The 22077-nt window shown below is 73.1% G+C and carries 20 protein-coding genes; 9 read left to right on the top strand and 11 right to left on the bottom strand.

Going from position 1 to position 22077, the window contains the following annotated elements; all coding sequences use genetic code 11:
- Positions 1-23: 23 nt before the first annotated feature.
- From ADK41_RS03605 to ADK41_RS03580, 6 genes are all read right to left on the bottom strand, one after another.
- Positions 24-1073, bottom strand: coding sequence for an ABC transporter substrate-binding protein (locus ADK41_RS03605; protein ID WP_030825102.1), 1050 nt, complete (start codon positions 1071-1073; stop codon positions 24-26).
- Between the two features lie 162 nt (positions 1074-1235).
- Complete coding sequence (locus tag ADK41_RS03600; protein WP_030825099.1) at positions 1236-1826, bottom strand: Uma2 family endonuclease; 591 nt, start codon at positions 1824-1826, stop codon at positions 1236-1238.
- Between the two features lie 121 nt (positions 1827-1947).
- Positions 1948-3108, bottom strand: coding sequence for an acyl-CoA dehydrogenase family protein (locus ADK41_RS03595; protein WP_030825095.1), 1161 nt, complete (start codon positions 3106-3108; stop codon positions 1948-1950).
- 5 nt (positions 3109-3113) lie between these two features.
- A complete protein-coding gene (locus tag ADK41_RS03590; protein ID WP_030825092.1) occupies positions 3114-4061 on the bottom strand; it encodes a hydroxymethylglutaryl-CoA lyase in 948 nt (315 codons plus the stop codon).
- Positions 4058-6064 carry an acetyl/propionyl/methylcrotonyl-CoA carboxylase subunit alpha gene (locus ADK41_RS03585; RefSeq protein ID WP_030825089.1) on the bottom strand — a complete coding sequence of 669 codons (2007 nt, stop codon included), beginning with the start codon at positions 6062-6064 and terminating at the stop codon, positions 4058-4060. The genes ADK41_RS03590 and ADK41_RS03585 overlap by 4 nt, the downstream gene beginning before the upstream one ends.
- 26 nt (positions 6065-6090) lie before the next feature.
- Positions 6091-7707 (bottom strand): carboxyl transferase domain-containing protein, encoded by a 1617-nt coding sequence (locus ADK41_RS03580; RefSeq protein ID WP_030825087.1) that lies wholly within the window; start codon positions 7705-7707, stop codon positions 6091-6093.
- Between the two features lie 87 nt (positions 7708-7794).
- On the opposite strand from ADK41_RS03580, the gene ADK41_RS03575 reads away from it, so the two are divergent.
- From ADK41_RS03575 to ADK41_RS03560, 4 genes are all read left to right on the top strand, one after another.
- Positions 7795-8394 (top strand): SACE_7040 family transcriptional regulator, encoded by a 600-nt coding sequence (locus ADK41_RS03575; protein ID WP_030825085.1) that lies wholly within the window; start codon positions 7795-7797, stop codon positions 8392-8394.
- Positions 8395-8580: 186 nt separating this feature from the next.
- Positions 8581-9738, top strand: coding sequence for an acyl-CoA dehydrogenase family protein (locus ADK41_RS03570; RefSeq protein WP_024885501.1), 1158 nt, complete (start codon positions 8581-8583; stop codon positions 9736-9738).
- A gap of 35 nt (positions 9739-9773) precedes the next feature.
- A complete protein-coding gene (gene tesB, locus ADK41_RS03565; RefSeq protein WP_030825077.1) occupies positions 9774-10643 on the top strand; it encodes an acyl-CoA thioesterase II in 870 nt (289 codons plus the stop codon).
- Positions 10644-10914: 271 nt separating this feature from the next.
- Positions 10915-11436: a DUF4232 domain-containing protein gene (locus tag ADK41_RS03560; protein ID WP_030825072.1), complete on the top strand. Its 522-nt coding sequence runs from the start codon at positions 10915-10917 to the stop codon at positions 11434-11436.
- 64 nt (positions 11437-11500) lie between these two features.
- Here ADK41_RS03560 and ADK41_RS03555 read toward each other — a convergent pair whose 3' ends face one another.
- Together ADK41_RS03555 and ADK41_RS03550 are read right to left on the bottom strand one after the other, a co-directional pair.
- Positions 11501-12292 (bottom strand): phosphatase, encoded by a 792-nt coding sequence (locus ADK41_RS03555; RefSeq protein ID WP_030825069.1) that lies wholly within the window; start codon positions 12290-12292, stop codon positions 11501-11503.
- 100 nt (positions 12293-12392) lie between these two features.
- Entirely contained in the window at positions 12393-14009 is a 1617-nt protein-coding gene (locus ADK41_RS03550) for a PucR family transcriptional regulator (RefSeq protein WP_030825066.1), read from the bottom strand.
- Between the two features lie 152 nt (positions 14010-14161).
- On the opposite strand from ADK41_RS03550, the gene speB reads away from it, so the two are divergent.
- The gene (gene speB, locus ADK41_RS03545; protein WP_030825063.1) at positions 14162-15130 is read left to right on the top strand and encodes an agmatinase; all 969 of its coding nucleotides are present in this window, start codon (positions 14162-14164) and stop codon (positions 15128-15130) included.
- Positions 15127-16812 carry a thiamine pyrophosphate-binding protein gene (locus tag ADK41_RS03540; protein WP_030825060.1) on the top strand — a complete coding sequence of 562 codons (1686 nt, stop codon included), beginning with the start codon at positions 15127-15129 and terminating at the stop codon, positions 16810-16812. Before speB ends, ADK41_RS03540 begins: the two co-directional genes overlap by 4 nt.
- Before the next feature lie 63 nt (positions 16813-16875).
- On the opposite strand, the gene ADK41_RS03535 is transcribed toward ADK41_RS03540, so the two are convergent.
- Together ADK41_RS03535 and ADK41_RS03530 are read right to left on the bottom strand one after the other, a co-directional pair.
- Positions 16876-17103, bottom strand: coding sequence for a hypothetical protein (locus tag ADK41_RS03535; RefSeq protein ID WP_234318721.1), 228 nt, complete (start codon positions 17101-17103; stop codon positions 16876-16878).
- 289 nt (positions 17104-17392) lie between these two features.
- The gene (locus ADK41_RS03530) at positions 17393-17749 is read right to left on the bottom strand and encodes a peptidase inhibitor family I36 protein (protein WP_030825054.1); all 357 of its coding nucleotides are present in this window, start codon (positions 17747-17749) and stop codon (positions 17393-17395) included.
- A gap of 268 nt (positions 17750-18017) precedes the next feature.
- Between ADK41_RS03530 and ADK41_RS03525 the strand changes: the two genes are divergently transcribed.
- Together ADK41_RS03525 and ADK41_RS03520 are read left to right on the top strand one after the other, a co-directional pair.
- Positions 18018-18437, top strand: coding sequence for a hypothetical protein (locus ADK41_RS03525; protein ID WP_030825051.1), 420 nt, complete (start codon positions 18018-18020; stop codon positions 18435-18437).
- The gene (locus tag ADK41_RS03520) at positions 18434-20656 is read left to right on the top strand and encodes a tetratricopeptide repeat protein (protein ID WP_030825048.1); all 2223 of its coding nucleotides are present in this window, start codon (positions 18434-18436) and stop codon (positions 20654-20656) included. The genes ADK41_RS03525 and ADK41_RS03520 overlap by 4 nt, the downstream gene beginning before the upstream one ends.
- A gap of 195 nt (positions 20657-20851) precedes the next feature.
- Here the strand turns inward: ADK41_RS03520 and ADK41_RS03515 are convergent, their stop codons facing one another.
- Positions 20852-21676: an endonuclease I family protein gene (locus ADK41_RS03515; protein WP_030825045.1), complete on the bottom strand. Its 825-nt coding sequence runs from the start codon at positions 21674-21676 to the stop codon at positions 20852-20854.
- Between the two features lie 143 nt (positions 21677-21819).
- On the opposite strand from ADK41_RS03515, the gene ADK41_RS41545 reads away from it, so the two are divergent.
- Positions 21820-22077 (top strand): hypothetical protein (locus tag ADK41_RS41545; protein WP_432422507.1); only part of this gene is annotated, 258 nt, incomplete at its 3' end.

Raw genomic sequence — 22077 nt, 5'->3', positions numbered from 1 at the left:
CCGGGGGGTCTCGAAGGGTGGGGTCAGCCGACCTTCCGGGCCTTCTCGATGGCCTCGGCGAGGTTGTCGAGCAGCGGCGTGCACTTGTCGTAGGACAGGATCGGCTCGGGGGAACGGGCGATGACCTGCCCGGCCTTGACCGCGGGCAGCTTCTTCCAGGTCGCCTCGGTGATGTCGGCGGGCTGGATGGTCGAGGCGCGGTCGTCCATGATGATGACGTCGGCCGGGTACTTGTCGACGTTCTCCCAGCTCAGCGTCTCGAACCAGCCGCCGGTCGCCTTCTTGGCCTCCTCCGGGGGCTCCACCAGGTTCACGCCGAGGGCCTTGAAGTACTCCAGGTCGATGGAGTAGTTGGAGCCGGAGACGTAGAAGACGTCCTGCGCGGCGGAACCGGCCAGCACCCTGATCTCCGGGCGGGCCTTCGCGGCCTTGCGCAGCCGCTCGGCGGCGGCCTCGAACCTCTTCTTCGCCTCGACGACCTTCGCGGCCTTCATGTCGGCGCCCAGCGACTCGGCCAGCTCGGCCATGCGCCGCAGCGGCTGGGGCATCTGGAGGTCGTAGACGGAGACGGCCACGCTCGGGGCGAGCTTGGCGATCTTGTCCTTGGAGGCCTCCGGGACGTACCAGAGCGACCCGGCCTCGTCGAACGTCGTGCTGATCAGCACCTCGGGCCGGAAGGCCGCGTACTGCTCGACGTTGAAGCTGTCGAACTTGTTGCCGAAGATCGTCAGCTTGCTGACGTCCATGTCGCCGGCCTGGACGTCGGCCTTGCCGTCCGTCGTCTTCGTCGGCCCGAAGACGCCCTTCACCTCGATGCCGTAGTCGTACAGCGCGGCGGCGACACCGGTGAACGCGACGATGTTCGTCGGCACCTTGTCGAGCTTCACGGTGGTGCCGCGGTCGTCCTTGAAGGACCACGGTCCGGACGTCGACCCACCGGCCCCCGTCGCGTCCGAGCCGCCGCTCTTCGCGTCGTCGCCCCCGCAGGCGGTGAGCACGGCGCCGAGTCCGAGGGCGCCACCGGCGGCGAGCAGTCCCCGACGGGAGAAGCGGGCGGTTGCGGCGTTCGACATGGGTGCGTCTGCTTTCGTGCGTGCGGAGCCGACCTGGGCTGGAAACAGGATTAGGTTAGCCTAACCTCATGATCTGTCCAGGGGGCGCCCCGTGTGCATCCCCTCACGCTCGGTCGACCTGCCCGTGCCGAATCGTGGGGCGAGCCGCGCGAAGGGACGGGCCTATGACGGGGAGGACCCGTCCCGGTCCCTGCCGTAGCGACGGAACGCGGAGGTGTCCACCGTCCAGGGGCCGAACGGGACCGTGTCCCCGAAGATGTACGGGTCCTTGTCGCCGTAGTGGCTCCCGCACGGGGAGGAGTGCACCTCGATGGTGCCGGTCCGGGGATCGACGATCATGTAGTGCGGGATGCCCATGGCGGGGTACTCGGCGAGTTTCTCGCCGTAGTCGTTGTTCGGGTTGGACGGAGAGACGATCTCGACGACCGCCAGGACCTGCGTGGCGTCGACGGCGAGACCCTCCTCGTCGAGCACGGCCTCGGGGATGACGACGGCGTCCGGGCGCCGCATGCGGCCGATCGCGGGGTGTTCGATCCCGGGCCCGTTCACGCAGACGTAGCCGGGACGAGTCAGGGAGAGCTGCTCGTCGAGTTGGTCGCGGACACGGCGAATCATGCCCTGACGGCGCTTCGACGGGTACACCATGGCCAGCACCGGACCCGACGGGCCGATCTCCACGCTCCAGGCGCCCTCCCACCGCTCCGCGCAGGCCTCGAGCTGCTCGGCGATCACACGCATCCTCGCGTAGTCCACGGCCTCAGGGTACCGACGACTCCGCGACGCGGTCGTACCGTGGCGGGCAGTGACGGTGCCGCCCTCTCCGAGGAGGAACGCCGGCCCGCGTCCACCTTGGACGCGGGCCGGAACCCGAGGCTCAGCCCGCCAGCCCCAACTCCCGTGCGATCAGCATCCGCTGGACCTCGCTCGTGCCCTCGCCGATCTCCAGGATCTTGGAGTCGCGCCACATGCGGGCCACCGGGTACTCGTTCATGAAGCCGTAGCCGCCGTGGATCTGGGTGGCGTCGCGGGCGTTGTCCACGGCGACCGTGGACGAGTACAGCTTGGCCAGCGCCGCCTCCTTCTTGAACGGCTCGCCGGCCACCAGCCGGCTCGCCGCGTCGCGCCAGGCGAGGCGGGCCGTGTGGGCCTTCATCTCCATGTCGGCGATCTTGAACTGGATCGCCTGGTTGGCGCCGATCGGCCGGCCGAACGCGTGCCGCTCCTTGGCGTACTTCACCGACTCGTCCACACAGCCCTGCGCGAGCCCCGTGCCCAGCGCGGCGATGGCGATGCGGCCCTCGTCCAGGATGCGCAGGAACTGGGCGTAGCCGCGGCCCTCCTCGCCGAGGAGGTTGGCGGCCGGGACCCGGACGTCGGCGAAGGACAGCTCCCGTGTGTCCGAGGCGTTCCAGCCGACCTTCGAGTACGGGGCCGCCACCGTGAAGCCCGGGGTGCCCGACGGGACGATGATCGCCGAGATCAGCGGCCTGCCGTCCGGCTTGCGGCCGGTGACCGCGGTGACCGTGACCAGGCCCGTGACGTCGGTGCCCGAGTTGGTGATGAAGCACTTCGTGCCGTTGATGACCCACTCGTTCGTCGCCTCGTCCAGCCGGGCCGTCGTACGGGTCGCGCCCGCGTCGCTGCCGCCGTCCGGCTCGGTCAGGCCGAACGCTCCGAGGATCTCGCCCGCGCACAGGCGGGGGAGCCACTCGCGCTTCTGCGCCTCGGTGCCGAAGAGGTGGAGCGGCATCGCGCCCAGGGAGACGCCCGCCTCCAGGGTGATGGCCACCGAGGAGTCGACCCGCGCCAGCTCCTCCAGGGCCACGCCGAGCGCGAAGTAGTCGCCGCCCATGCCGCCGTACTCCTCCGGGAACGGCAGCCCGAACAGGCCCATCCGGCCCATCTCCCGCACGATCTCGTACGGGAACTCGTGCCGCTCGTAGAGGTCGCCTATCTTCGGCGCCACCACGTCGTGCGCGAACTCCTCGACCGTACGGCGGAGTTCTTCCAGCTCGGGGGAGAGCTTGTGGTCCATGTCGTTCACTGCTCCTGGTGGGAGAGGGCTCGGACGGTGCGGGACGGGCTGGGCCGGCCCAGGTGGGCGGCCATCCAGACGCTCGTGGCGACCAGACGGCCGAGGTCGACGCCGGTGTCGATGCCGAGGCCCCGCAGCATCCACACGAGGTCCTCGGTGGCGAGGTTGCCGGTGGCGGACTTCGCGTACGGGCAGCCGCCGAGACCGCCGGCGGAGGCGTCGACCGTGCCGACGCCCTGCCGGAGCGCGGCCAGCGTGTTGGCCAGGGCCTGGCCGTAGGTGTCGTGGAAGTGCACGGCCAGCGCGGACACGGGCACGCCCGCCCCGGTGAGCGCGGTGAGCAGGGCCGTGACGTGGCCCGGGGTCGCCACGCCGATGGTGTCGCCCAGGCTCAGCTCGTCGCAGCCCATGTCCCGCAGGGCCCGGCAGACCTTCACCACCTGCGGGACGGGGACCGCGCCCTCCCACGGGTCGCCGAAGCACATGGACAGGTAGCCGCGGACGTGGACGTCCTCTGCCTTCGCCCGCCGCACCACCGGTTCGAACATCGCCAGCGCCTCGTCCACCGTGCGGTTGAGGTTGGCCTTGGCGAAGGACTCCGTGGCGCTGGCGAAGACCGCCACCCGCCGGACGCCCAGCGCCAGCGCGCGGTCCAGGCCGCGCTCGTTCGGCACCAGGACCGGCAGCTCCACCGGCAGGTCGGCGACCGCCGGGTACAGCTCCTCGGCGTCCGCCAACTGGGGCACCCACGCGGGGTGCACGAAGCTCGTCGCCTCGATGGTGGTCAGACCGGTGCCGGCCAGGCGGCGGACGAACTCCGCCTTGACGGCCGTCGGCACGGTCGCCCTCTCGTTCTGCAGGCCGTCGCGCGCGCCGACCTCGTGGATGCGCACCCGCGCGGGCAGGCCCTCGGCCGGTACGACCATGGGCAGGTCCGGTGCCGGAGTGTTCACGCCGTCTCCTCCTCCACGGGGGCGATGACCGCCAGCACCTGGTCCATCGCGACCGTGGTGCCCGGGGCCACGTCCAGTTCGGTGACCGTGCCCGCGTGCGGGGCGGAGACGACGTGCTCCATCTTCATCGCCTCCACCACCAGCAGGCTCTGGCCCGCGGCCACCTCGTCGCCGACGGCGACCTTCACCACCGTCACCGTGCCCGGCATCGGCGCGGTCAGCGAGTCGGCGCCCGCCCGGCCGGCGAGGGTCAGGGACGCGGCGACCGGGTCGTGGTCGCGCACCTGCCAGGCGTCGCCGTCCCGGCCCAGCCAGGTGCCGTCCGCCACGGCGGCGAAGGTGTGGGTGACACCGTCGAGCGCGCAGGTGAACCGGTGCCCGCCCACCGGGCCCGCGGACGCCCGCAGCGGGGTGTCGGAGCCGGGAAGCAGCAGCTCCGTACCGCCGTCCGGTGTGCTGCGCACGCGCACGGTCACCGGGTCGTGGCCCGCCACCCGCAGGTGGTGGGCCGTCCACGCCCGCGCGCCGCCCAGGCGCCATCCGTCGGCCGCGTCGAAGGGGTCCCTCCAGCCGGACGCGCCGGCGGGCGCGAGGGAGGCCTGCCGCAGCAGCGCCGCCGCCGCGTACGCCTCCGGCGGCACCCCGTCCGGTACGAGCCCGTCCACCTCACGCTCGACCAGCCCGGTGTCCAGGTCGCCGCCGGCCACCGCCGGATGCGCCAGCAGTCGCCGCAGGAACCCGGCGTTGGTCTGCACGCCCAGGGTGACCGTCTCCGCCAGCGCCGCCCGGAGCCTGCGCAGCGCGGTCGCGCGGTCGGGGCCGTACGCGATCACCTTGGACAGCATCGGGTCGTAGAGGCTGCCGACCTCCGTGCCCTCGCTCAGCCCGGAGTCGGTGCGCACCCCGTCGCCCTGCGGTTCGCGCAGCCTCAGCACCGTGCCGCCGGAGGGCAGGAAGCCGCGGGAGGGGTCCTCGGCGCAGACACGGGCCTCGACCGCGTGACCGGTGAGCCGGACGTCGTCCTGGCCGAAGGCCAGCGGCTCGCCCGCCGCCACCCGCAGCTGCCACTCCACCAGGTCCAGCCCCGTGATCAGCTCGGTGACCGGGTGCTCCACCTGGAGACGGGTGTTCATCTCCATGAAGTAGTACGACGAGGGGTCGTTGCCCGGCACGATGAACTCCACCGTGCCCGCGCCCCGGTAGCCGCACGAGCGGGCCGCCTGGACCGCCGCCTTGCCCATCGCGGCCCGGGTCTCCTCGTCGAGGAGCACGCTGGGCGCCTCCTCGATGATCTTCTGGTGGCGGCGCTGCAGCGAGCACTCGCGCTCACCGAGGTGGACGACGCCTCCGTGGCCGTCGGCCAGCACCTGGATCTCGATGTGCCGGGGACGGTCGATCCACCGCTCGACCAGCAGCGTGTCGTCGCCGAAGGAGGCGCGGGCCTCACGGCGGGCGGCGGCGATCTCGTCGGCCAGCGCCGAGGCGTCCCGCACCAGGCGCATGCCCTTGCCGCCACCGCCCGCGGACGGCTTCAGCAGCACCGGCATCCCGATCTCCCGGGCGGCTCCGGCGAGCTGCTCGTCCGTCAGCCCGCTGCCGCTGGAGCCGGGCACCACCGGCACCCCGGCCGCCTTCACCGTCTCCTTCGCGCGGATCTTGTCGCCCATCAGGGCGATCGCGTCCGCCGGGGGACCGATGAACACCAGCCCCGCCCGGGCGCACGCCCGCGCGAACCCCGCGTTCTCGGCGAGGAAGCCGTACCCGGGGTGGACCGCCTGCGCGCCGGTGCGGGCGGCCGCCTCCAGCAGCCGCTCCACCGACAGATAACTCTCCGAGGCCGCCGCCGGCCCGATCCGCACCGCCGTGTCGGCCTCCCGGACGTGCCGGGCGTCGGCGTCCGCGTCGGAGTACACGGCCACCGAGCGCACGCCCATCGACCGCAGGGTGCGGATGACGCGGACCGCGATCTCGCCCCGGTTGGCCACCAGCACGGTCTCGAACATCTGCTCTCTCATCGTCAGGGGTCCCCTCACATCCGGAAGACGCCGAACTGGGGGTCACCCAGGGGCGCGTTGGCGCACGCGGTCAGGGCCAGGCCCAGCACCCGCCGGGTGTCCATCGGGTCGATCACGCCGTCGTCCCAGAGGCGGGCCGTCGCGTAGTAGGCGTTCCCCTGACGCTCGTACTGAGCGCGGATCGGGGCCTTGAAGGCGTCCTCGTCCTCGGCCGGCCACTCCTCGCCGCGCGCCTGGAGCTGGTCCCGCTTGACGGTCGCGAGGACGGAGGCGGCCTGCTCGCCGCCCATCACCGAGATCTTGGCGTTGGGCCACATCCACAGGAACCGGGGCGAGTACGCCCGCCCGCACATCGAGTAGTTGCCCGCCCCGTACGACCCGCCGACCACCACCGTCAGCTTCGGCACGCGCGTGCAGGCGACCGCGGTGACCATCTTGGCGCCGTGCTTGGCGATGCCGCCCGCCTCGTAGTCCCGGCCCACCATGAAGCCCGAGATGTTCTGCAGGAACACCAGCGGGATGCCGCGCTGGTCGCACAGCTCGATGAAGTGGGCGCCCTTCTGGGCGGACTCGGAGAACAGGATGCCGTTGTTGGCGACGATGCCCACCGGGTGGCCGTGGATCCGGGCGAAGCCGGTGACCAGGGTCTGCCCGAACTCCGACTTGAACTCGGCGAAGCGGGAGCCGTCGGTGACGCGCGCGATGATCTCGCGTACGTCGTAGGGGGTGCGGGAGTCGACCGGCACCGCCCCGTACAGCCCCGCCGGGTCCACCTTGGGCTCGACGGCCTGCTCCACCCGCCAGGGGAGCCGCCCCCGCGTGGGGAGCGTGGAGACGATGTTCCGCACGATCCGCAGCGCGTGCGCGTCGTCCTCCGCGAGGTGGTCGGTGACGCCCGAGACCCGTGAGTGGACCTCGCCGCCGCCCAGCTCCTCCGCCGTGACCACCTCACCGGTGGCCGCCTTCACCAGCGGCGGACCGCCCAGGAAGATCGTGCCCTGGTTCCGGACGATCACCGCCTCGTCGCTCATCGCCGGGACGTACGCGCCGCCCGCCGTGCACGAGCCGAGCACCGCCGCGATCTGCGGGATGCCGGCACCGGACATCCGGGCCTGGTTGTAGAAGATCCGCCCGAAGTGGTCCCGGTCCGGGAACACCTCGTCCTGCATCGGCAGGAACGCGCCGCCCGAGTCCACCAGGTAGACGCAGGGGAGCCGGTTGTCGAGGGCCACCTCCTGCGCGCGCAGGTGCTTCTTCACCGTCATCGGGTAGTACGTGCCGCCCTTGACGGTGGCGTCGTTGGCCACGACCACGCACTCCCGGCCGGCCACCCGCCCGATCCCGGCGATCACGCCGGCCGCCGGGGCCTGCCCCTCGTACATCCCGTCGGCCGCCAGCGGGGCCAGCTCCAGGAAGGGCGATCCGGGGTCGAGGAGCGTGTCCACGCGGTCGCGCGGGAGCAGCTTCCCGCGCGCGGTGTGCCGTGCCCGTGCCCGCTCGCCGCCGCCGAGCGCCGCCGCGGCCAGCTTGCCGCGCAGCTCCTCGACGAGGGCGCGGTGCGCCTCCTCGTTGGCCCGAAAGGCCTCCGACGCGGGATCGGCCGCGCTGTGAAGCTCCGGTGCCTCATGCATCCTGCGGGTCCCCTCACCTTGTTAATGAGCGTTAACGCATTTCCTCCAGGTTAACGACCGCTAACCTCCCTGTCTAGAATCGTCTCCATGGCCACCAGAACCGACGCCCCCACCCGCCGCGAGCAGATCCTCAAGGAGGCCGCGCGGCTCTTCGCCGAGCGCGGCTTCCACGGCGTCGGGGTCGACGAGATAGGCGCCGCGGTCGGCATCAGCGGACCCGGGCTCTACCGGCACTTCGCGGGCAAGGACGCGATGCTCGCGGAACTGCTGGTGGGGATCAGCGGCCGGCTGCTGACCGGTGCGAGGCGGCGTCTGGAGGAGGCCGGGGGGGTGTCGGCCCCCGAGGCGGTCCTCGATTCGCTGATCGAGGGGCACATCGACTTCGCGCTCGACGACCGCCCCCTCATCACCCTGCACGACCGTGAGCTGGACCGCCTCCGGGACACCGACCGCAAGCTGGTCCGCCAGCTGCAGCGGCAGTACGTGGAGCTGTGGGTGGGAGTGGTCCGCGAGCTGTACCCGGAGCTGGCCGAACCGGCCGCCCGCTCGGCGGTCCACTCGGTGTTCGGCCTGCTCAACTCCACCCCGCACCTGACCCGCCCCGGCTCCCTGCCCGGCCGCGCGGGCACGGCGGAACTCCTGCACCGGATGGCGCGAGGGGCGTTCGCGGCGGCGGGCTCGCGGTGACCCTGGGCGAGTGACGAGCGTTACGGGGGCTCCGCTCTGGACGGCTGTGGATACTCGCCGGTACCTTTGGTCTGAGCAAGCGCTTAGCCATACGGGTCGCAGCCATCAATTGAGGAACCCCGACGGCGAGCAACCAGGTACGCGAGAGCGGCGCCGGTTTAGGCGCAGGGATTGGGGTGGCGGACAGTGCGCCGTACGGTTTTCAACGAGGATCACGAGGCGTTCCGGGAGACCATCCGCGCCTTCATCGAGGCCGAGGTCGTCCCCGTCTACGACGAGTGGTTCGCGGCGGGCCAGGCGCCCCGCGACTTCTACTACAAGCTCGGTGAGCTGGGCATCTTCGGCATCAGCGTGCCCGAGGAGTTCGGCGGCGCGGGCATGGACACCCACAAGTTCGAGGCCGTCCTCTACGAGGAGACCGCCCGCGCGGGCGTCCAGTTCGGCGGCTCCGGCGTGCACGTGCTGCTCGCCCTGCCGTACCTCAAGATGCTCGCCACCGACGAGCAGAAGAAGCGCTTCCTGCCGAAGTTCGTCACCGGCGAGGAGATGTGGGCCATCGCGATGACCGAGCCGGGCACCGGCTCCGACCTCGCGGGCATGAAGACCACCGCCAAGCTCAGCGAGGACGGCACGCACTACGTCCTCAACGGCGCCAAGACCTTCATCACCGGCGGCGTCCACGCCGACAAGGTGATCGTCTGCGCCCGCACCGCCGCCCCGACGGCCGAGGACCGCCGCCACGGCATCTCCCTGTTCGCCGTGGACACCAAGTCCGAGGGCTACTCCGTCGGCCGCAAGCTCGACAAGCTCGGCCTGAAGACCTCCGACACCGCCGAGCTGGCGTTCGTCGACGTCAAGGTGCCCGTCGAGGACCTGCTCGGCGAGGAGAACAAGGGCTTCTCCTACCTCGGCCACAACCTGGCCTCCGAGCGCTGGGGCATCGCCTTCGGCGCCTACGCGCAGGCCAAGGCCGCCGTCCGGTTCGCCAAGCAGTACGTGCAGGAGCGCACCGTCTTCGGCAAGCCGGTCGCCCACTTCCAGAACACCAAGTTCGAGCTGGCCGCCTGCCAGGCCGAGGTGGACGCCGCCGAGGCCGTCGCCGACCGCGCCACCGAGGCCCTGGACGCCGGCGAGCTCACCCCCGCCGAGGCCGCCAGCGCCAAGCTGTTCTGCACCGAGGTCGCCCACCGCGTCATCGACCGCTGCCTCCAGCTGCACGGCGGCTACGGCTACATGAACGAGTACCCGATCGCCCGCCTGTACGCGGACAACCGCGTCAACCGCATCTACGGCGGCACCAGCGAGATCATGAAGTCGATCATCGCCAAGGACATGGGCCTGTAAGGCCCCGGAAATCCCTGCCGTATACAACTGACCCCATGAGTCAGGCACTACAGGACCTCCTCGATCTGCTCGACCTCGAGCAGATCGAGGAGAACATCTTCCGCGGCCACTCCCGCCCCGCCGTCGTCCCCCGCGTCTTCGGCGGGCAGGTCGCGGCGCAGGCGCTGGTCGCCGCCGGACGGACCGTCCCGAAGGACCGGCCCGCCCACTCCCTGCACGCGTACTTCCTGCGCCCCGGCGACCCCGGCGCCCCGATCGTCTACACCGTCGACCGGATCCGCGACGGCCGCTCCTTCACCACCCGGCGGGTGGTCGCGGTCCAGCACGGAAAGCCGATCTTCCACCTCTCGGCGTCCTTCCAGACGTACGAGGAGGGACTGGACCACCAGGACCCGATGCCGCCGTCCCCCGACCCGGCCGCGCTGCCCACCTCGGAGGAACGCCTGCGCGGGTACGCCCACCTCGCGCCCGAGGTCGTGGAGCGCTTCCTGGAGGCCCGCGCCGCCGTCGACCTGCGCTACGTCGACGAGCCGCCCTACGGCCGCTTCGGCGAACCCCGCGAACCCCACTCCCAGGTGTGGTTCCGCACCAACGGCAAGCTCGCGGACGACCCCCTGCTGCACGTCGTCCTCGCCACGTACGTCTCCGACATGACGCTCCTGGACTCCGTCCTCCTCGCCCACGGCCGCGGCGGCTGGGCCGTCGGCGACGTCGTCGGCGCCTCCCTGGACCACGCCATGTGGTTCCACCGCCCGTTCCGCGCCGACGAGTGGCTCCTGTACGACCAGCAGTCCCCGTCGGCCCACGGCGGCCGGGGCCTGGGCCAGGGCCGCATCTACACCCAGGACGGCCGGCTCGCGGTCTCCGTCATCCAGGAGGGCGTGGTCCGGGTCCCGCGCTCCTGAGCCGGCTCCGGACGTCCCCGTTCTTTCCGTCCTCTTCCACGCGACGCGTGGAACCGGCCCCCGCACATGTCCCGCGCGGGGGCCGGACGGCTGTCCGCGTCCCAGGGGACCGTTCCAGGCGGTCGTCATCCTTGCCGGTCAGAGGCCGTTCCAGCGTTCCGGCGTCCCGTGCTGGGCGTTCGGTGTGGCGGGTGGGACGGATCACGGCACAAGCTGCGGTCATCCCGGCAGCCCGCCGGCCGATCCACCACGTCACACCAGGGAGACCACCATGCGCTCACGCTTCGCCGGCCGCTCCGCCCGCTTCGCCCTGGCCGCCGTCGCCGCGCTCGCCCTCGGCGGCGCCGCCACCGCCACGGCCACCGCCGACAGCGGCCGCTCCACCACCCGGCCCTGCGCGACCGGTGACCTGAGCTTCAAGGTCACGGCCGAGACGCAGGCGGGCGGCTACTACCTGATCACCGCCAAGGCCAAGCCCGGCATCGCCTGCCACCTGGAGGGCGTGTTCCCCTCCGCCTCCTTCGGCTCCCACCCCGACACCGCGGTCTCGCCCGCCGAGCAGAGCGTCAGCGACGACGTCGTCCTCGGCGGCTCCACCGCCGCCTACGCCGGCATCAGCCCCAAGTCCACCAACAACGACAACGGCATCCAGTTCGACCGGCTCCACCTCTCGGTCGCCGGCGACGAGGAGAACTCCGTCACGCTCCGCCTCCCCGACACCGCCACGGTCGACCGGCCGATCGCCACCAACTGGCACGCCGACCGCGCCGACGCCGTCCCGTTCGTCGACTGACCCCCGCGTCCACCGGCCGCCCCGTCGGCCGGGCGCGTTCCCCGCGCCCGGCCGACGGGGCGTCTCACTGCGCCAGACCGGCCTCCGCCAGCAGGTACGCCGTCATCGGGTCGTAGTGGCGGGGGCTGGTGACGTGGTCGTCGAGGGGGACCGTGACCTGGACGGTGCCCTCGGACTCGGCGACGAAGAGGGCCGGGTCGTTGCAGTCGGCGTAGCCGACGCTGTCCACGCCGTACTGCCCCGCCGCACCCGCCCAGCCGTGGTCGGCGACGACCAGGTCGGGCAGCGGGCGGCCCTCGCGCTCCAGGGCGGTCAGGACGGCCTTCATCGGCGCACCGGAGTGGGTGTGCCACAGCGTGGCGCCGTGCTCCAGCACCGCCACGTCCGCGAACTGCATCACATACCCCTCGTCCGTGACCAGCCCGTCCGGGATGACCACGATCTCGCAGCCGGCGGCCCGCAGCGCGGCGGCCGTCGCCCGGTGCACGTCCAGCAGCCCGCCCGGGTGACCGGTCGCGAACAGCACCCGCTGCCGCCCGTCCGCCGCCTTGCGCAGCCGCCCGGCCATGCGCTCCAGCCCGGCCACGGTCAGCTCCGGGTCGATGGTGTCCTGCCCGTACCGGTACTCCGGGTCGTCGTTGACGCCGACCCGCTCCGCCATCACCGCCAGCACGTCCTGCTCGTCGGTCCAGCGGTCGCCGAGCTCCAGGCCGAGCCAGAAGTGACGGTCGCCGTTCGCCAGTTTGCGGTAGTGCGAGAGGTTGTTCTCGCGCGGCGTGGCGACATCGCCCGCGATGCGCGTGGCGACCAGGTGTTCGACGAGTTCGGCGCGGCTGGGTGTCCCGGGTATCGGCATGCTCCCCATTGTGGAGCAGCGGCCTGCGGGCGTCCCCGGCGTATCGCGCGCTGGGACGTGCGTCACCTGCTCGGCCGGCTCCGTACGGCTGCTCGGGCCGTCACGTCCGGCGCAGCGCGAACCACAGCTCCATCCGCACGTCCGGGTCGTCCAGGTCCGCCTCCAGCAGCGCCGCGCACCGCGCGATGCGCTGCCGCACGGTGTTGCGGTGCACCGACAGCGCCACCGCCGTACGGTCCCAGCTGCCGTGCAGGGAGAGCCAGGTGCGCAGGGTGTCCGTGAGGGCGGGGGCGGCCGCTATCGGCGCGAGCAGCGAACGCGCGTGGGCGTCCGCGTCGTGCGGCGGGACGAGGTCGGCGAGGGCGGGACGGTCGCCGTGCCGGAGCAGCGGGACGCGGGTGGCGCGGGCCCGGGCCAGGGCGCGGGCGGCCCGGGTGTCGGCGTCCGCCCAGTCGGGCGGGGAGGCGGCCGTGCTGACGCCGAGGGTCCAGCCCGGCAGCGGTTCCACGGGCCGGTCGGCCGGCACCAGCACGCGGACGACCTCGCCCGCCGGGTCGACCAGCGCCGAGCCGAGCGCGGTGCCGAGTGCGGAGGCGGCCAGGGGGTCGGGTGCGGTGCGGCCGTCCGGCCGGGCGTGTACGACGTGCCACCGCTCTCCGCCGAGGAGGGGGGTGACGTCCTCAGGCGGGGCGCCCAGCAGCAGGCGTACGAGCGCGGAGGCGTGGGCCGTGGCGGTGCCGGTCTGCCGCCGGCCGGTGAGGAGGGAGAGCAGGGCGGCTGCGACGGAGGCGATGGTGTGGTCGCCGGGGGTGCGGTGGGGGGAGGCGATGCCGAGTACGAAGCCGGTGTTGGTGCCGGTGCCGGTGCCGGTGCCGGTGCCGAGGGCGTAGGCGGCGAGGTGGGTGCCGTTGACCGTGTCGCTGGCGGTGGTGGGGGTGGGTGCCGCTTGTCGGTGCTCGCCGGGGGTGGGTTCCGCTTGCCGGTGCTTGCCGGGTGCCGCCGCGCCCACCCGTGCCGCCCCAGCGGCACGACTGCCCGCGGCTGGGGCGGCGGTGCGACTGCCCGCGGATACGTCGTGAGGGCGTACCACCTCGGCCAGGTTCGTCAGGGACTGTCTCGCCTCGGGGGGTGGGGTGGTTCCCGCGGTGGCGAGTTCGGTGGTGTCCGGGGCGAACAGGACGGCCCAGCCGCCGATCCGCTGGGCCAGTTGGTGCAGTACCGGGCGGAGCGGGTCCGGGCGGGCGGCGGCGGTGGCGAGGCTCTGCTGGGCCTCCGTGACCCGGCGCAGCTCCGCCGTGCGGGCCTGCGCCATCAACTGCCAGACCGCCCGCGCCACCCCCGAGAACGTGGTCCGCGGCGGCACCTCCAGCAACGGCAGCCCGTGCATCTCGCACGCCTCCACCAGCGCCGCCGGCACCGCCTTGTGGACCGGCGCCAGACCGAAGCCGAGCGCCGCCCCGCCCGCCGCCACGATCCGCGAGACGTACGCGTCGAAGTACCCCGCGCCCGCGCCCTCCGGGATGTGCACCCCCGCCGAGAGCAGCAGCTCCCCGCCCAGCAGATACGGGTACGGGTCCGCCATCTCCGAGGTGTGCGCCCCGTGCACGACGGTGCCGGGGTCGTCGGGTCCCGCGATCCGGCGCAGACCGAGGTCCGCGCGGGCCAGCAGGGCCTCCAGGGACACCGGAGGCGTGGGCGGAACCATGGGGTCCGGCATGGTGGACACTTCTTCCATTCCGTGCGGCGGGAATGGAGGAAACGTACACTTCGCAGAGGCTTTCCGCCCCCTTATGGTCGGGACGGACCGGCAGCCCGCGGGTGCGGGCGGACGCATGAGCCAAGGCGAAGAGCAGGAAAGAAGGCAGTCCCATGAGCAGCAGCGAGACGCCCCGCGGCCCCGTCGACTCCTCCCGCGTCCCCCGGTACGCCGGGCCCGCGACCTTCGCCCGGCTGCCCCGGCTCGACGAGGTCGGCCGCGCCGACGTCGCCGTGGTGGGCGTGCCCTTCGACTCGGGCGTCTCCTACCGGCCGGGCGCCCGCTTCGGCGGCAACGCCATCCGCGAGGCGTCCCGGCTGCTGCGCCCCTACAACCCCGCGCAGGACGCCTCCCCCTTCGCCCTCGCCCAGGTCGCGGACGGCGGCGACATCGCCGTGAACCCGTTCGACATCAACGAGGCCGTGGAGACGATCGAGGCCGCCGCCGACGACTTCCTCGGCACCGGCGCCCGCCTGATGACCCTGGGCGGCGACCACACCATCGCCCTGCCGCTGCTCCGCTCGGTCGCCAAGAGGCACGGCCCCGTCGCCCTGCTCCACTTCGACGCCCACCTCGACACCTGGGACACCTACTTCGGCGCCGAGTACACCCATGGCACCCCGTTCCGCCGCGCGGTGGAAGAGGGCGTCCTCGACACCTCCGCCCTCTCCCACGTCGGCACCCGCGGCCCCCTCTACGGCAAGCAGGACCTCACCGACGACGAGAAGATGGGCTTCGGCATCGTCACCTCCGCCGACGTCTACCGCCGGGGCGCCGACGAGGTCGCCGACCAGCTCCGCCAGCGCATCGGCGACCGCCCGCTGTACATCTCCATCGACATCGACTGCCTGGACCCGGCCCACGCCCCCGGCACCGGCACCCCCGAGGCGGGCGGCATGACCTCCCGCGAGCTCCTGGAGATCCTGCGCGGACTGGCCTCCTGCAACCTGGTCTCGGCGGACGTCGTCGAGGTGGCGCCCGCGTACGATCACGCGGAGATCACCTCGGTCGCCGCGTCCCACACGGCGTACGAGCTGACCACGATCATGTCCCGTCGGATTGCGGAGGCCCGCGCGCAGTGACCCACGACCACGACCTGGTGCTCCGCCCGACCGCCGCGCAGACGGAGGCCGCACTGAATCCTCCCCCCGGCCGCAACGGCGGGGACCTGGTCGTGGAGACCCTGGCCGGGCTCGGCGCGACCACCGTCTTCGGCCTGCCCGGCCAGCACGCCCTCGGCGTGTTCGACGCCCTGCGCCGCTCCGACCTGCGTTACGTCGGCCTGCGCGTGGAGAACAACGCCGCCTTCGCGGCGGACGCGTACGGCCGGATCACCGGCGAGGCCGCCCCGCTGCTGCTGTCGACCGGGCCGGGCGCCCTCACCTCCCTGGCCGCGCTCCAGGAGGCGGCGGCGGCCTCGGCGCCGGTGCTGGCGATCTGCAGCCAGGTCCCGACGGCCGGCCTGGGCGGTGGCCGCCACGGCTACCTGCACGAACTCCCCGACCAGTCGGCCTCGTTCCGCGGCGTGGTCAAGTCCGTGCACACGGCCCGTACGCAGTCCCAGATCCCGTCCGCGATCGCGGAGGCCTGGAAGTCGGCGCTGACCGTCCCGCACGGCCCCGTATGGGTGGAGATCCCGCAGGACGTGCTGCTCGCGGAGACGGTCCTGCCCGTGGTGACGGCGATGGACGCCACCCCGGAGGAACTGCCCCCGCGCCCCGAACTCACCGCGCTCGCCGCCCACCTGCTGGCGAACGCCGCCCGTCCCGCGATCATCGCGGGCGGGGGAGTGGTCCGCTCCGACGCCTCGGGCAAGCTGCGGCAGCTCGCCGAGCGCGTCCAGGCCCCGGTGGTCACCACCCCAGGCGGCAAGGGCGCCTTCCCCTGGACGCACCCGCTGTCGCTGCAGTCCTGGCTGGAGGACCGCCACATCACCGACTTCCTCCAGGACGCGGACGTCCTGCTGGTCGTCGGCTCCGGCCTCGGCGAACTCTCCTCCAACTACCACACGTTCAAGCCGCGCGGCCGGGTGATCCAGATCGAGGCCGACCTCGGCAAACTGGAGTCCAACCACCCGGGCCTCGGCATCCACGCCGACGCCCGCCTCGCGCTCCAGGCACTGCTGGAGACGGTGGAGCCGCGCGAGGACGCGACGGCCCCCGAGCGGGTGCGGGAGGTCCTGGACCGGGTCCGTGCGCGCATCGCCGCCCAGGAACTCACCCTGGAACAGCAGGTGCTGACGGCGGTCCGCCGCGCCCTGCCCACCGGCTCGCCGTCCTTCTGGGACATGACGATCCTGGCGTACTGGGCCTGGTCCGCCTTCGACGCGATGGGCCCCAACCACCTGCACTCCGCGCAGGGCGCCGGCGGCCTCGGCTACGGCTTCCCGGCCGCCCTCGGCGCGGCCGTCGCCGACCCCACCCGCCCGGTCCTCGCGGTCTCCGGCGACGGCGGCGCCCTGTACTCCGTCGCCGAACTGGCCACCGCCCGCCAGCACGACCTGGACGTCACCTGGCTGATCGTCGACGACGGCGGCTACGGCATCCTGCGCGAGTACATGACCGACGCCTTCGGCGAGCCCACGGCGACGGAACTCACCCGCCCCGACTACGCGGCCCTGGCGGAGTCCTTCGGCGTACCCGGTCTGCGGACGACCCCCGAAACCCTGGAACAGGACCTCGCGAAGGCCCTGGCGACCCCGGGCCCGTCGGTGGTCGTCCTCCCCGCCGTGCTGCGGATGTTCGCCCCGACCCACAGGGAGTGACCCCCGCACGGAGTGGTCGGCGGGGGTCCGCACCGGGCGTGGACGTGCGTCGAGTCCCTGTGCCTACCAGGGGTACATGACCACGTAGTGGCCTTCCTGCACGCAGCTGAAGCCCGTCAGCTCCCCCCTCTGCGCAGCCTGGTTGCCGAGGGTCTGGCACTCCAGGAAGGAACCGGTGTAGTGCGGGAGCAGCCTCGTCTCGGCGGCGGCCGAACCGGCCAGCGGAAGCGCGATCGCCGCGGAAGCCATGATCCCCACGAGTGCGGTCCTGGTGGTGCGCAGTTTCCTCACGGTCCTACCCCTTCGACGTGTCCGATGGCGAGGGAAGCCCTCTGGTGGCCATTACAACGGCGCCGTCACCGGGAAGGATCACGAACCACTGATCATTAAGGGTTCCGCCGTTCGAGCGTCACCGACGCGTCATACGGTGACGCCCGGATGTCCACGACCCCTCATCGCCACCGCCACCCCTCGGACCGGCGACGGACCGCGGTCGTCGGCAGCGGGACCGGCCGGCGGAGGCGCACGGTGATCCCGGCGTACGGCCGCCGGACCGCCGGCACCGGGCCGGGGCCGTCGGTCAGCAGGCGCCGGGGCCCACCCCGTCGATGCGTCCGCCGAAGTCGCCGAGGTAGCGGGAGCGCCAGTCGCCGTTGAAGACGTCCCGCTTCTCGACCGGCTGCCAGTTCACGAAGCAGGCCCGGGTGCTCGCGACGAACGAGCCGACGTGGTCGTGGAGACGGGGCGGCATGTCGCGGTAGCCGCTGCGAGCGGTCCACTCCCAGTAGTCGCCGCCGAAGCCCTCCTTGCTCCAGAAGCACACGGACCCGTCGGGGCAGGACGGGGGCGCGGCCGGGGCGGCGGACGCCGCGTGGGCCGGCAGCAGGAGCGCGGTCAGGGCGAGGACGGCGGCGAGGGACCAGGAACGGGTCTTCACGGCACTCTCCAGTAAGGCGTCGTGGGGGGACGGAACGGCCCCGGCGGACGTGCCGGGGCCCTCCCATGGTCACGGTGGATCGGGGCCGACTGACCCTGGCCACCGCCCACACCACCGGATGGAGCGAACCGGAGGCTCGGCGGCGTGGCCACGGCGAACGCCTGGCCCGGACGCGCGGGGCGTGCGCGCCCGGCGTCGCCGGAGCCCGGACCCTTGCGCCGGGAACGGTCCGGGGCCCTAGGATCGGGAGTCGGCCGTAGGGGGGACCGTGGATCCGGAGATCGCCGCGCTGGCGGGGACGGCGGGCACGACCGTCGTCACGTTGATGGTGACGAACGCCTGGGAATCGGCGAGGGACGGCATGGTCGCCCTGTGGCGCCGTTTCCAGCCTGCCAGGGCCGAGGGCATCGGTGAGGAACTGGAGGCGGGCCGTGCGGACCTGCTCCTCGCGCGCCGGGCCGGCGACACCGAGTCCGAGGCCGAGCTGACCGCCGAATGGCAGGGCCGCGTACGGCGGTTCCTGCTGGCGCAGCCGGAGGCCGCCGACGAACTGCGGCGCATCCTGGACGAGTTGAACCCGCCGCTTCCGGAGGATCCGGGGGCGGGGCAGATCCGCCTGCAGGCCCGGGCGTCGGGCAGCGCCCGGGTCTACCAGGCCGGACGCGACCAGCACATCACCGAACGATGAGCGTGCCGACGCCGATGGAGGGACGCGCCTCGGGCAGCGCCCGGGTCTACCAGACCGGTGGAGACCAGTACGTCGAGGAACACGTCCACCACTACGCCCCGGGCTCGGCCCCGCTGTTCGGACGCCACGTGGTGGCCCCGGCCGAACCCCGGCCGGCCGCTCCCGACTCCGTCCGCCTGCCCCTGGTCGGCCGCGCACCCGGCGTCCTGCGGGACCGCACCGACGTCATGGAACGCTTACGGGCGGCCGTGGCCGGACCCGGCGGCGACGTCCAGGTCCTGCACGGCATGGGCGGCTGCGGCAAGACGGCCGTCGCGCACGCCCTGTTCACCGAGGCCGTGCGGGACCACGGCCGCGTCGGCCTGTGGGTCAACGCCTCCGAACGGGTCTCGCTGCGCGCCGGCATGCTCGCCGTCGCCGGCGACCGCGGCGCCACCGGCGGCGAACTGGCCGCCGCGGCCGGCGGCCGGCGCGCCGCGGCCGACCTGGTCTGGCACCACCTGGACCACTCCGCGGAGCCCTGGCTGCTGGTCCTCGACAACGCCGACGACCCCGCCGTCCTGGAGGAAGGCGCCTGGCTGCGCCCGAGCCCCTCGGGGACGGTGCTGGTGACCACCCGGCACGCGACCTCCCCGCTGTGGCGCATCCCGGGGGCGAGCAGCCACCGGATCGGCGTGCTCCCCCTGGAGGACGCCACCCTGGTCCTGCGTGACCTGGCCCCGGAGGCGGGTACGCGGGAGTCCGCACGGAAGGTCGCCCGGCGCCTGGGCTGCCTGCCCCTGGCGCTGACCCTGGCCGGGGCGCACCTGGCCCACCAGCTGCTGGAGTCGTGGACCATGGACGAGTACGACCGCAGGCTGGGCGAGGAGTCGACGGCCCTGGTGGACCGGGGAGCACCGGCGACCGGCGGCGGACAGTCCCGCCGCCTGGTGGGCCGCACGTGGCAGCTGTCGCTGGACACCCTGGCGGAGGGCGGCCTTCCGGAGGCGACGGCCCTGCTGCGGCTGCTGTCCTTCTGGGCGGCGGACCCCGTCCCGCTGTCGCTGCTGATGCCGGCGGCACAGGGCGGGGTCGACGGCCTCGAACACCTCGATCCGCCGCTGACCGCCGACCGGGTCGAACCGGCCCTGCGCGCGCTCCTCGACCACTCGCTGGCCGACCTGGTCGAGACGGACGGGCACCGCTGCGTGAAGGCCCACGGGGTCCTGCTGGACAGCGTCGCCGCGGGCGTGTCCGACGCGCAGCGCGCGCTCCTCGCCGGAGTGGCGGGCCGGCTGCTGCGGGCGGCGCTGCCGCCGGAGGGCGCCGCGTCACCGCGGGCCCGCTCCCAGGTACGGCTCCTGGCGCCGCACGTGACCGGTCTGCTGCACCGGTCCCACCGCCACGGCCTGGTGACGGCGGACTCCGTACGGATCGCGGCGCGCGTCGCACGACTGGTGTACGAGGCGGGGGACTGGACCGCCGCGCTGGCCCTGGCCGCCACCGCCGCGAGGACGGCCGCGGAGCACCTGGGGGACGAGCACCCGGCGACCATCGAGGCCCGGTCGGGCCAGGGCCCCGTCCTGTTCCGGCTCGGCCGGTACGCCGAAGCCGCCGACCTCCTGCGGCCGGTCCACCGGGACGCGCTGCGCACGCTCGGCCCCCATGACGCGCGCACCCTGGACGCGGCCTACGAACTGCAGCGGGTGCTGCACCGCCTCGGGGACCTGGACGAGGCCCGGACGCTCCTGGAGGCGGTTCTGGACGGCCGTCGCGACGCACTCGGCGACGACCACGTCACCACCCTCAAGACCCGCTGCGAGATGCTGGAACTACGGCTGGCACAGGACCAGTTCGACCACTACCTGTCGGCCGCCGAGGAACTGGTGGCCGACTGCGAGCGCCACCTCGGCCCCGACCACCTGGTGACCGTGTGGGCGCGCGACGCATGGGCGCGGGGGCTGCTGCGCTCCGGCCGGGGCGCCGAGGCGGAGGACCTCTTCCGCCGGGTGCTCGCCGGGCAGAGAGCCGGGTACGGGGACGACCATCCGCTGGTCCTCGGGGTGCTCATCCAGCTCAGCCGCGCCCAGCACGCGCAGGGCAAGCGGCCGGAGGCCGCCGAGAGCGCGCGGGAGGTGGCCGAGCAGCGGGCCGCGATCCTGGGCGAGGACCACCCCGAGACCGCCGCGGCCCGCGCCTGGTACGCCGAGGTCCGCGCGGAGCCGCCCGCACCGGGATGACACCGCGCCCGAGCGGCGCCGACCACTCGACCGACCGCGAAGGCGGCCCCTCCGAGGCGGCGAGGAGCCGTGGCGTCCGGAGTGCGGCGAGCGGTCGTCCCGAGAGGGTGTGACCGCCCGGTGCCGCGTCGGCCATGAGGAGGTCTGCCCCGGTTCCGGCACCGGCCACCGTGGCGGCCGGTGCCGTCGTCCTGTCTACCAGATCGACTCGACCCACTCCGGGTGGTCGATGAACGGGTTGCGGTTGTGCTGGTAGGAGTCGTGGATGACCTGGTTGCGGCGCTTCTCGAAGGCGTCCGGCGGGTCCTCGTCGTTCCACGTCTTGAGCACGGCGAGCTTGCCGATGTACGGGTTGCTGCCGTTGTCGACGCTGCTGTTGACCTCCAGGTCGGCCCAGCCGTCGCCGCCTTCGTAGCGCACCGCCATGTAGAAGATCATGCGGGCCACGTCGCCCTTGACCGCGTCGCGGGGCTCGAAGGAGTTCGAGTCGGTCAGGCTGCCGCCGCTGTTGCTGAACGAGCTGCCGCCGTTGTCGAAGTCCTTGTTGCCGCGGACGGAGTTGACCTGGACGTCCTCGGGGCGCAGGTGGTGCAGGTCGGTGCCGGGGCCGGTGGCGGTGCCGAAGTCGCCGTGGGACTTGGCCCACACGTGCTCGCGGTTCCAGTCGCCCGTGTCACCGCCGTTGAGGGACTTGCCGCGGGAGATGCCCGAGTACAGCAGGATCACGTTGTTGCTGTTGTTCGGGTCCTGGTCGGTGACCTTCAGGGCGTTCCAGACGGCCGAGTACGAGATCTTCGTCTGGTCGCTGATGATCGTGTGCAGGGAGTCCTTGAGCGCCGTGCCGGACTTGCCGATCGCGGCGGCGTAATAGGTGTCGTCGTACGCGGTGGTCGCGGCGGTGGTCGCGGCGCCGGCGGTGGGCGCGTTCAGCGCGGGGGCGACGAGGCCGGCGAGGACGGCGGCCGTGGCGAGCGCCAGCGCTCTCCGGCGCCGGCCTGCGGATATGCGGATCACGGGCATGGGGGCATCCGATCTACGCGGGTTGACGTCTGAGTGATACCGCAGAGAGTGACATGAACATGCGGTCCAGGGCGTGAAGAGAAGGTGGCGGTTGCGTGACGAGGCACCGCCCTCCCCGCCGGCTCCCGCGGACGGGACGTCGGGTGCGCCGCCGGCATAGTGATCGCCGCCCGCGCACCCGGGCGGCCGGAGGGAGTGAGGACACCGCCCCGTACTCGGCTCCGGAGCTCGCGCTCCGGCTGGGCGCGACGGATCCCTTCGCCCTGGGCCCGGGGACCGTCGTCCGCGGCCGGGGCGTCGTGGCGCTCACCGCGCTCACCGCGCTCACCGCGCTCACCGCGCTCACCGCGCTCACCGCGCTCACCGCGCTCACCGCGCTCACCGCGCTCACCGCGCTCACC

The organism is Streptomyces caelestis (assembly GCF_001279005.1).
Taxonomy (GTDB): Bacteria; Actinomycetota; Actinomycetes; order Streptomycetales; family Streptomycetaceae; genus Streptomyces; species Streptomyces heliomycini.
This window is presented reverse-complemented; position numbering and strand designations above follow the sequence as displayed.

Excerpts from the sequence above, each read along its gene's own strand:
- ADK41_RS03515 (WP_030825045.1), bottom strand. The coding sequence starts at position 21,676 with ATGCCCGTGATCCGCATATCCGCAGGCCGGCGCCGGAGAGCGCTGGCG.
- tesB (WP_030825077.1), top strand. The coding sequence starts at position 9,774 with ATGAGTCAGGCACTACAGGACCTCCTCGATCTGCTCGACCTCGAGCAG.
- ADK41_RS03575 (WP_030825085.1), top strand. The coding sequence starts at position 7,795 with ATGGCCACCAGAACCGACGCCCCCACCCGCCGCGAGCAGATCCTCAAG.
- ADK41_RS03550 (WP_030825066.1), bottom strand. The coding sequence starts at position 14,009 with ATGCCGGACCCCATGGTTCCGCCCACGCCTCCGGTGTCCCTGGAGGCC.
- ADK41_RS03560 (WP_030825072.1), top strand. The coding sequence starts at position 10,915 with ATGCGCTCACGCTTCGCCGGCCGCTCCGCCCGCTTCGCCCTGGCCGCC.
- speB (WP_030825063.1), top strand. The coding sequence starts at position 14,162 with ATGAGCAGCAGCGAGACGCCCCGCGGCCCCGTCGACTCCTCCCGCGTC.
- ADK41_RS03585 (WP_030825089.1), bottom strand. The coding sequence starts at position 6,064 with ATGTTCGAGACCGTGCTGGTGGCCAACCGGGGCGAGATCGCGGTCCGC.
- ADK41_RS03520 (WP_030825048.1), top strand. The coding sequence starts at position 18,434 with ATGAGCGTGCCGACGCCGATGGAGGGACGCGCCTCGGGCAGCGCCCGG.
- ADK41_RS03605 (WP_030825102.1), bottom strand. The coding sequence starts at position 1,073 with ATGTCGAACGCCGCAACCGCCCGCTTCTCCCGTCGGGGACTGCTCGCC.
- ADK41_RS03555 (WP_030825069.1), bottom strand. The coding sequence starts at position 12,292 with ATGCCGATACCCGGGACACCCAGCCGCGCCGAACTCGTCGAACACCTG.
- ADK41_RS03580 (WP_030825087.1), bottom strand. The coding sequence starts at position 7,707 with ATGCATGAGGCACCGGAGCTTCACAGCGCGGCCGATCCCGCGTCGGAG.
- ADK41_RS03595 (WP_030825095.1), bottom strand. The coding sequence starts at position 3,108 with ATGGACCACAAGCTCTCCCCCGAGCTGGAAGAACTCCGCCGTACGGTC.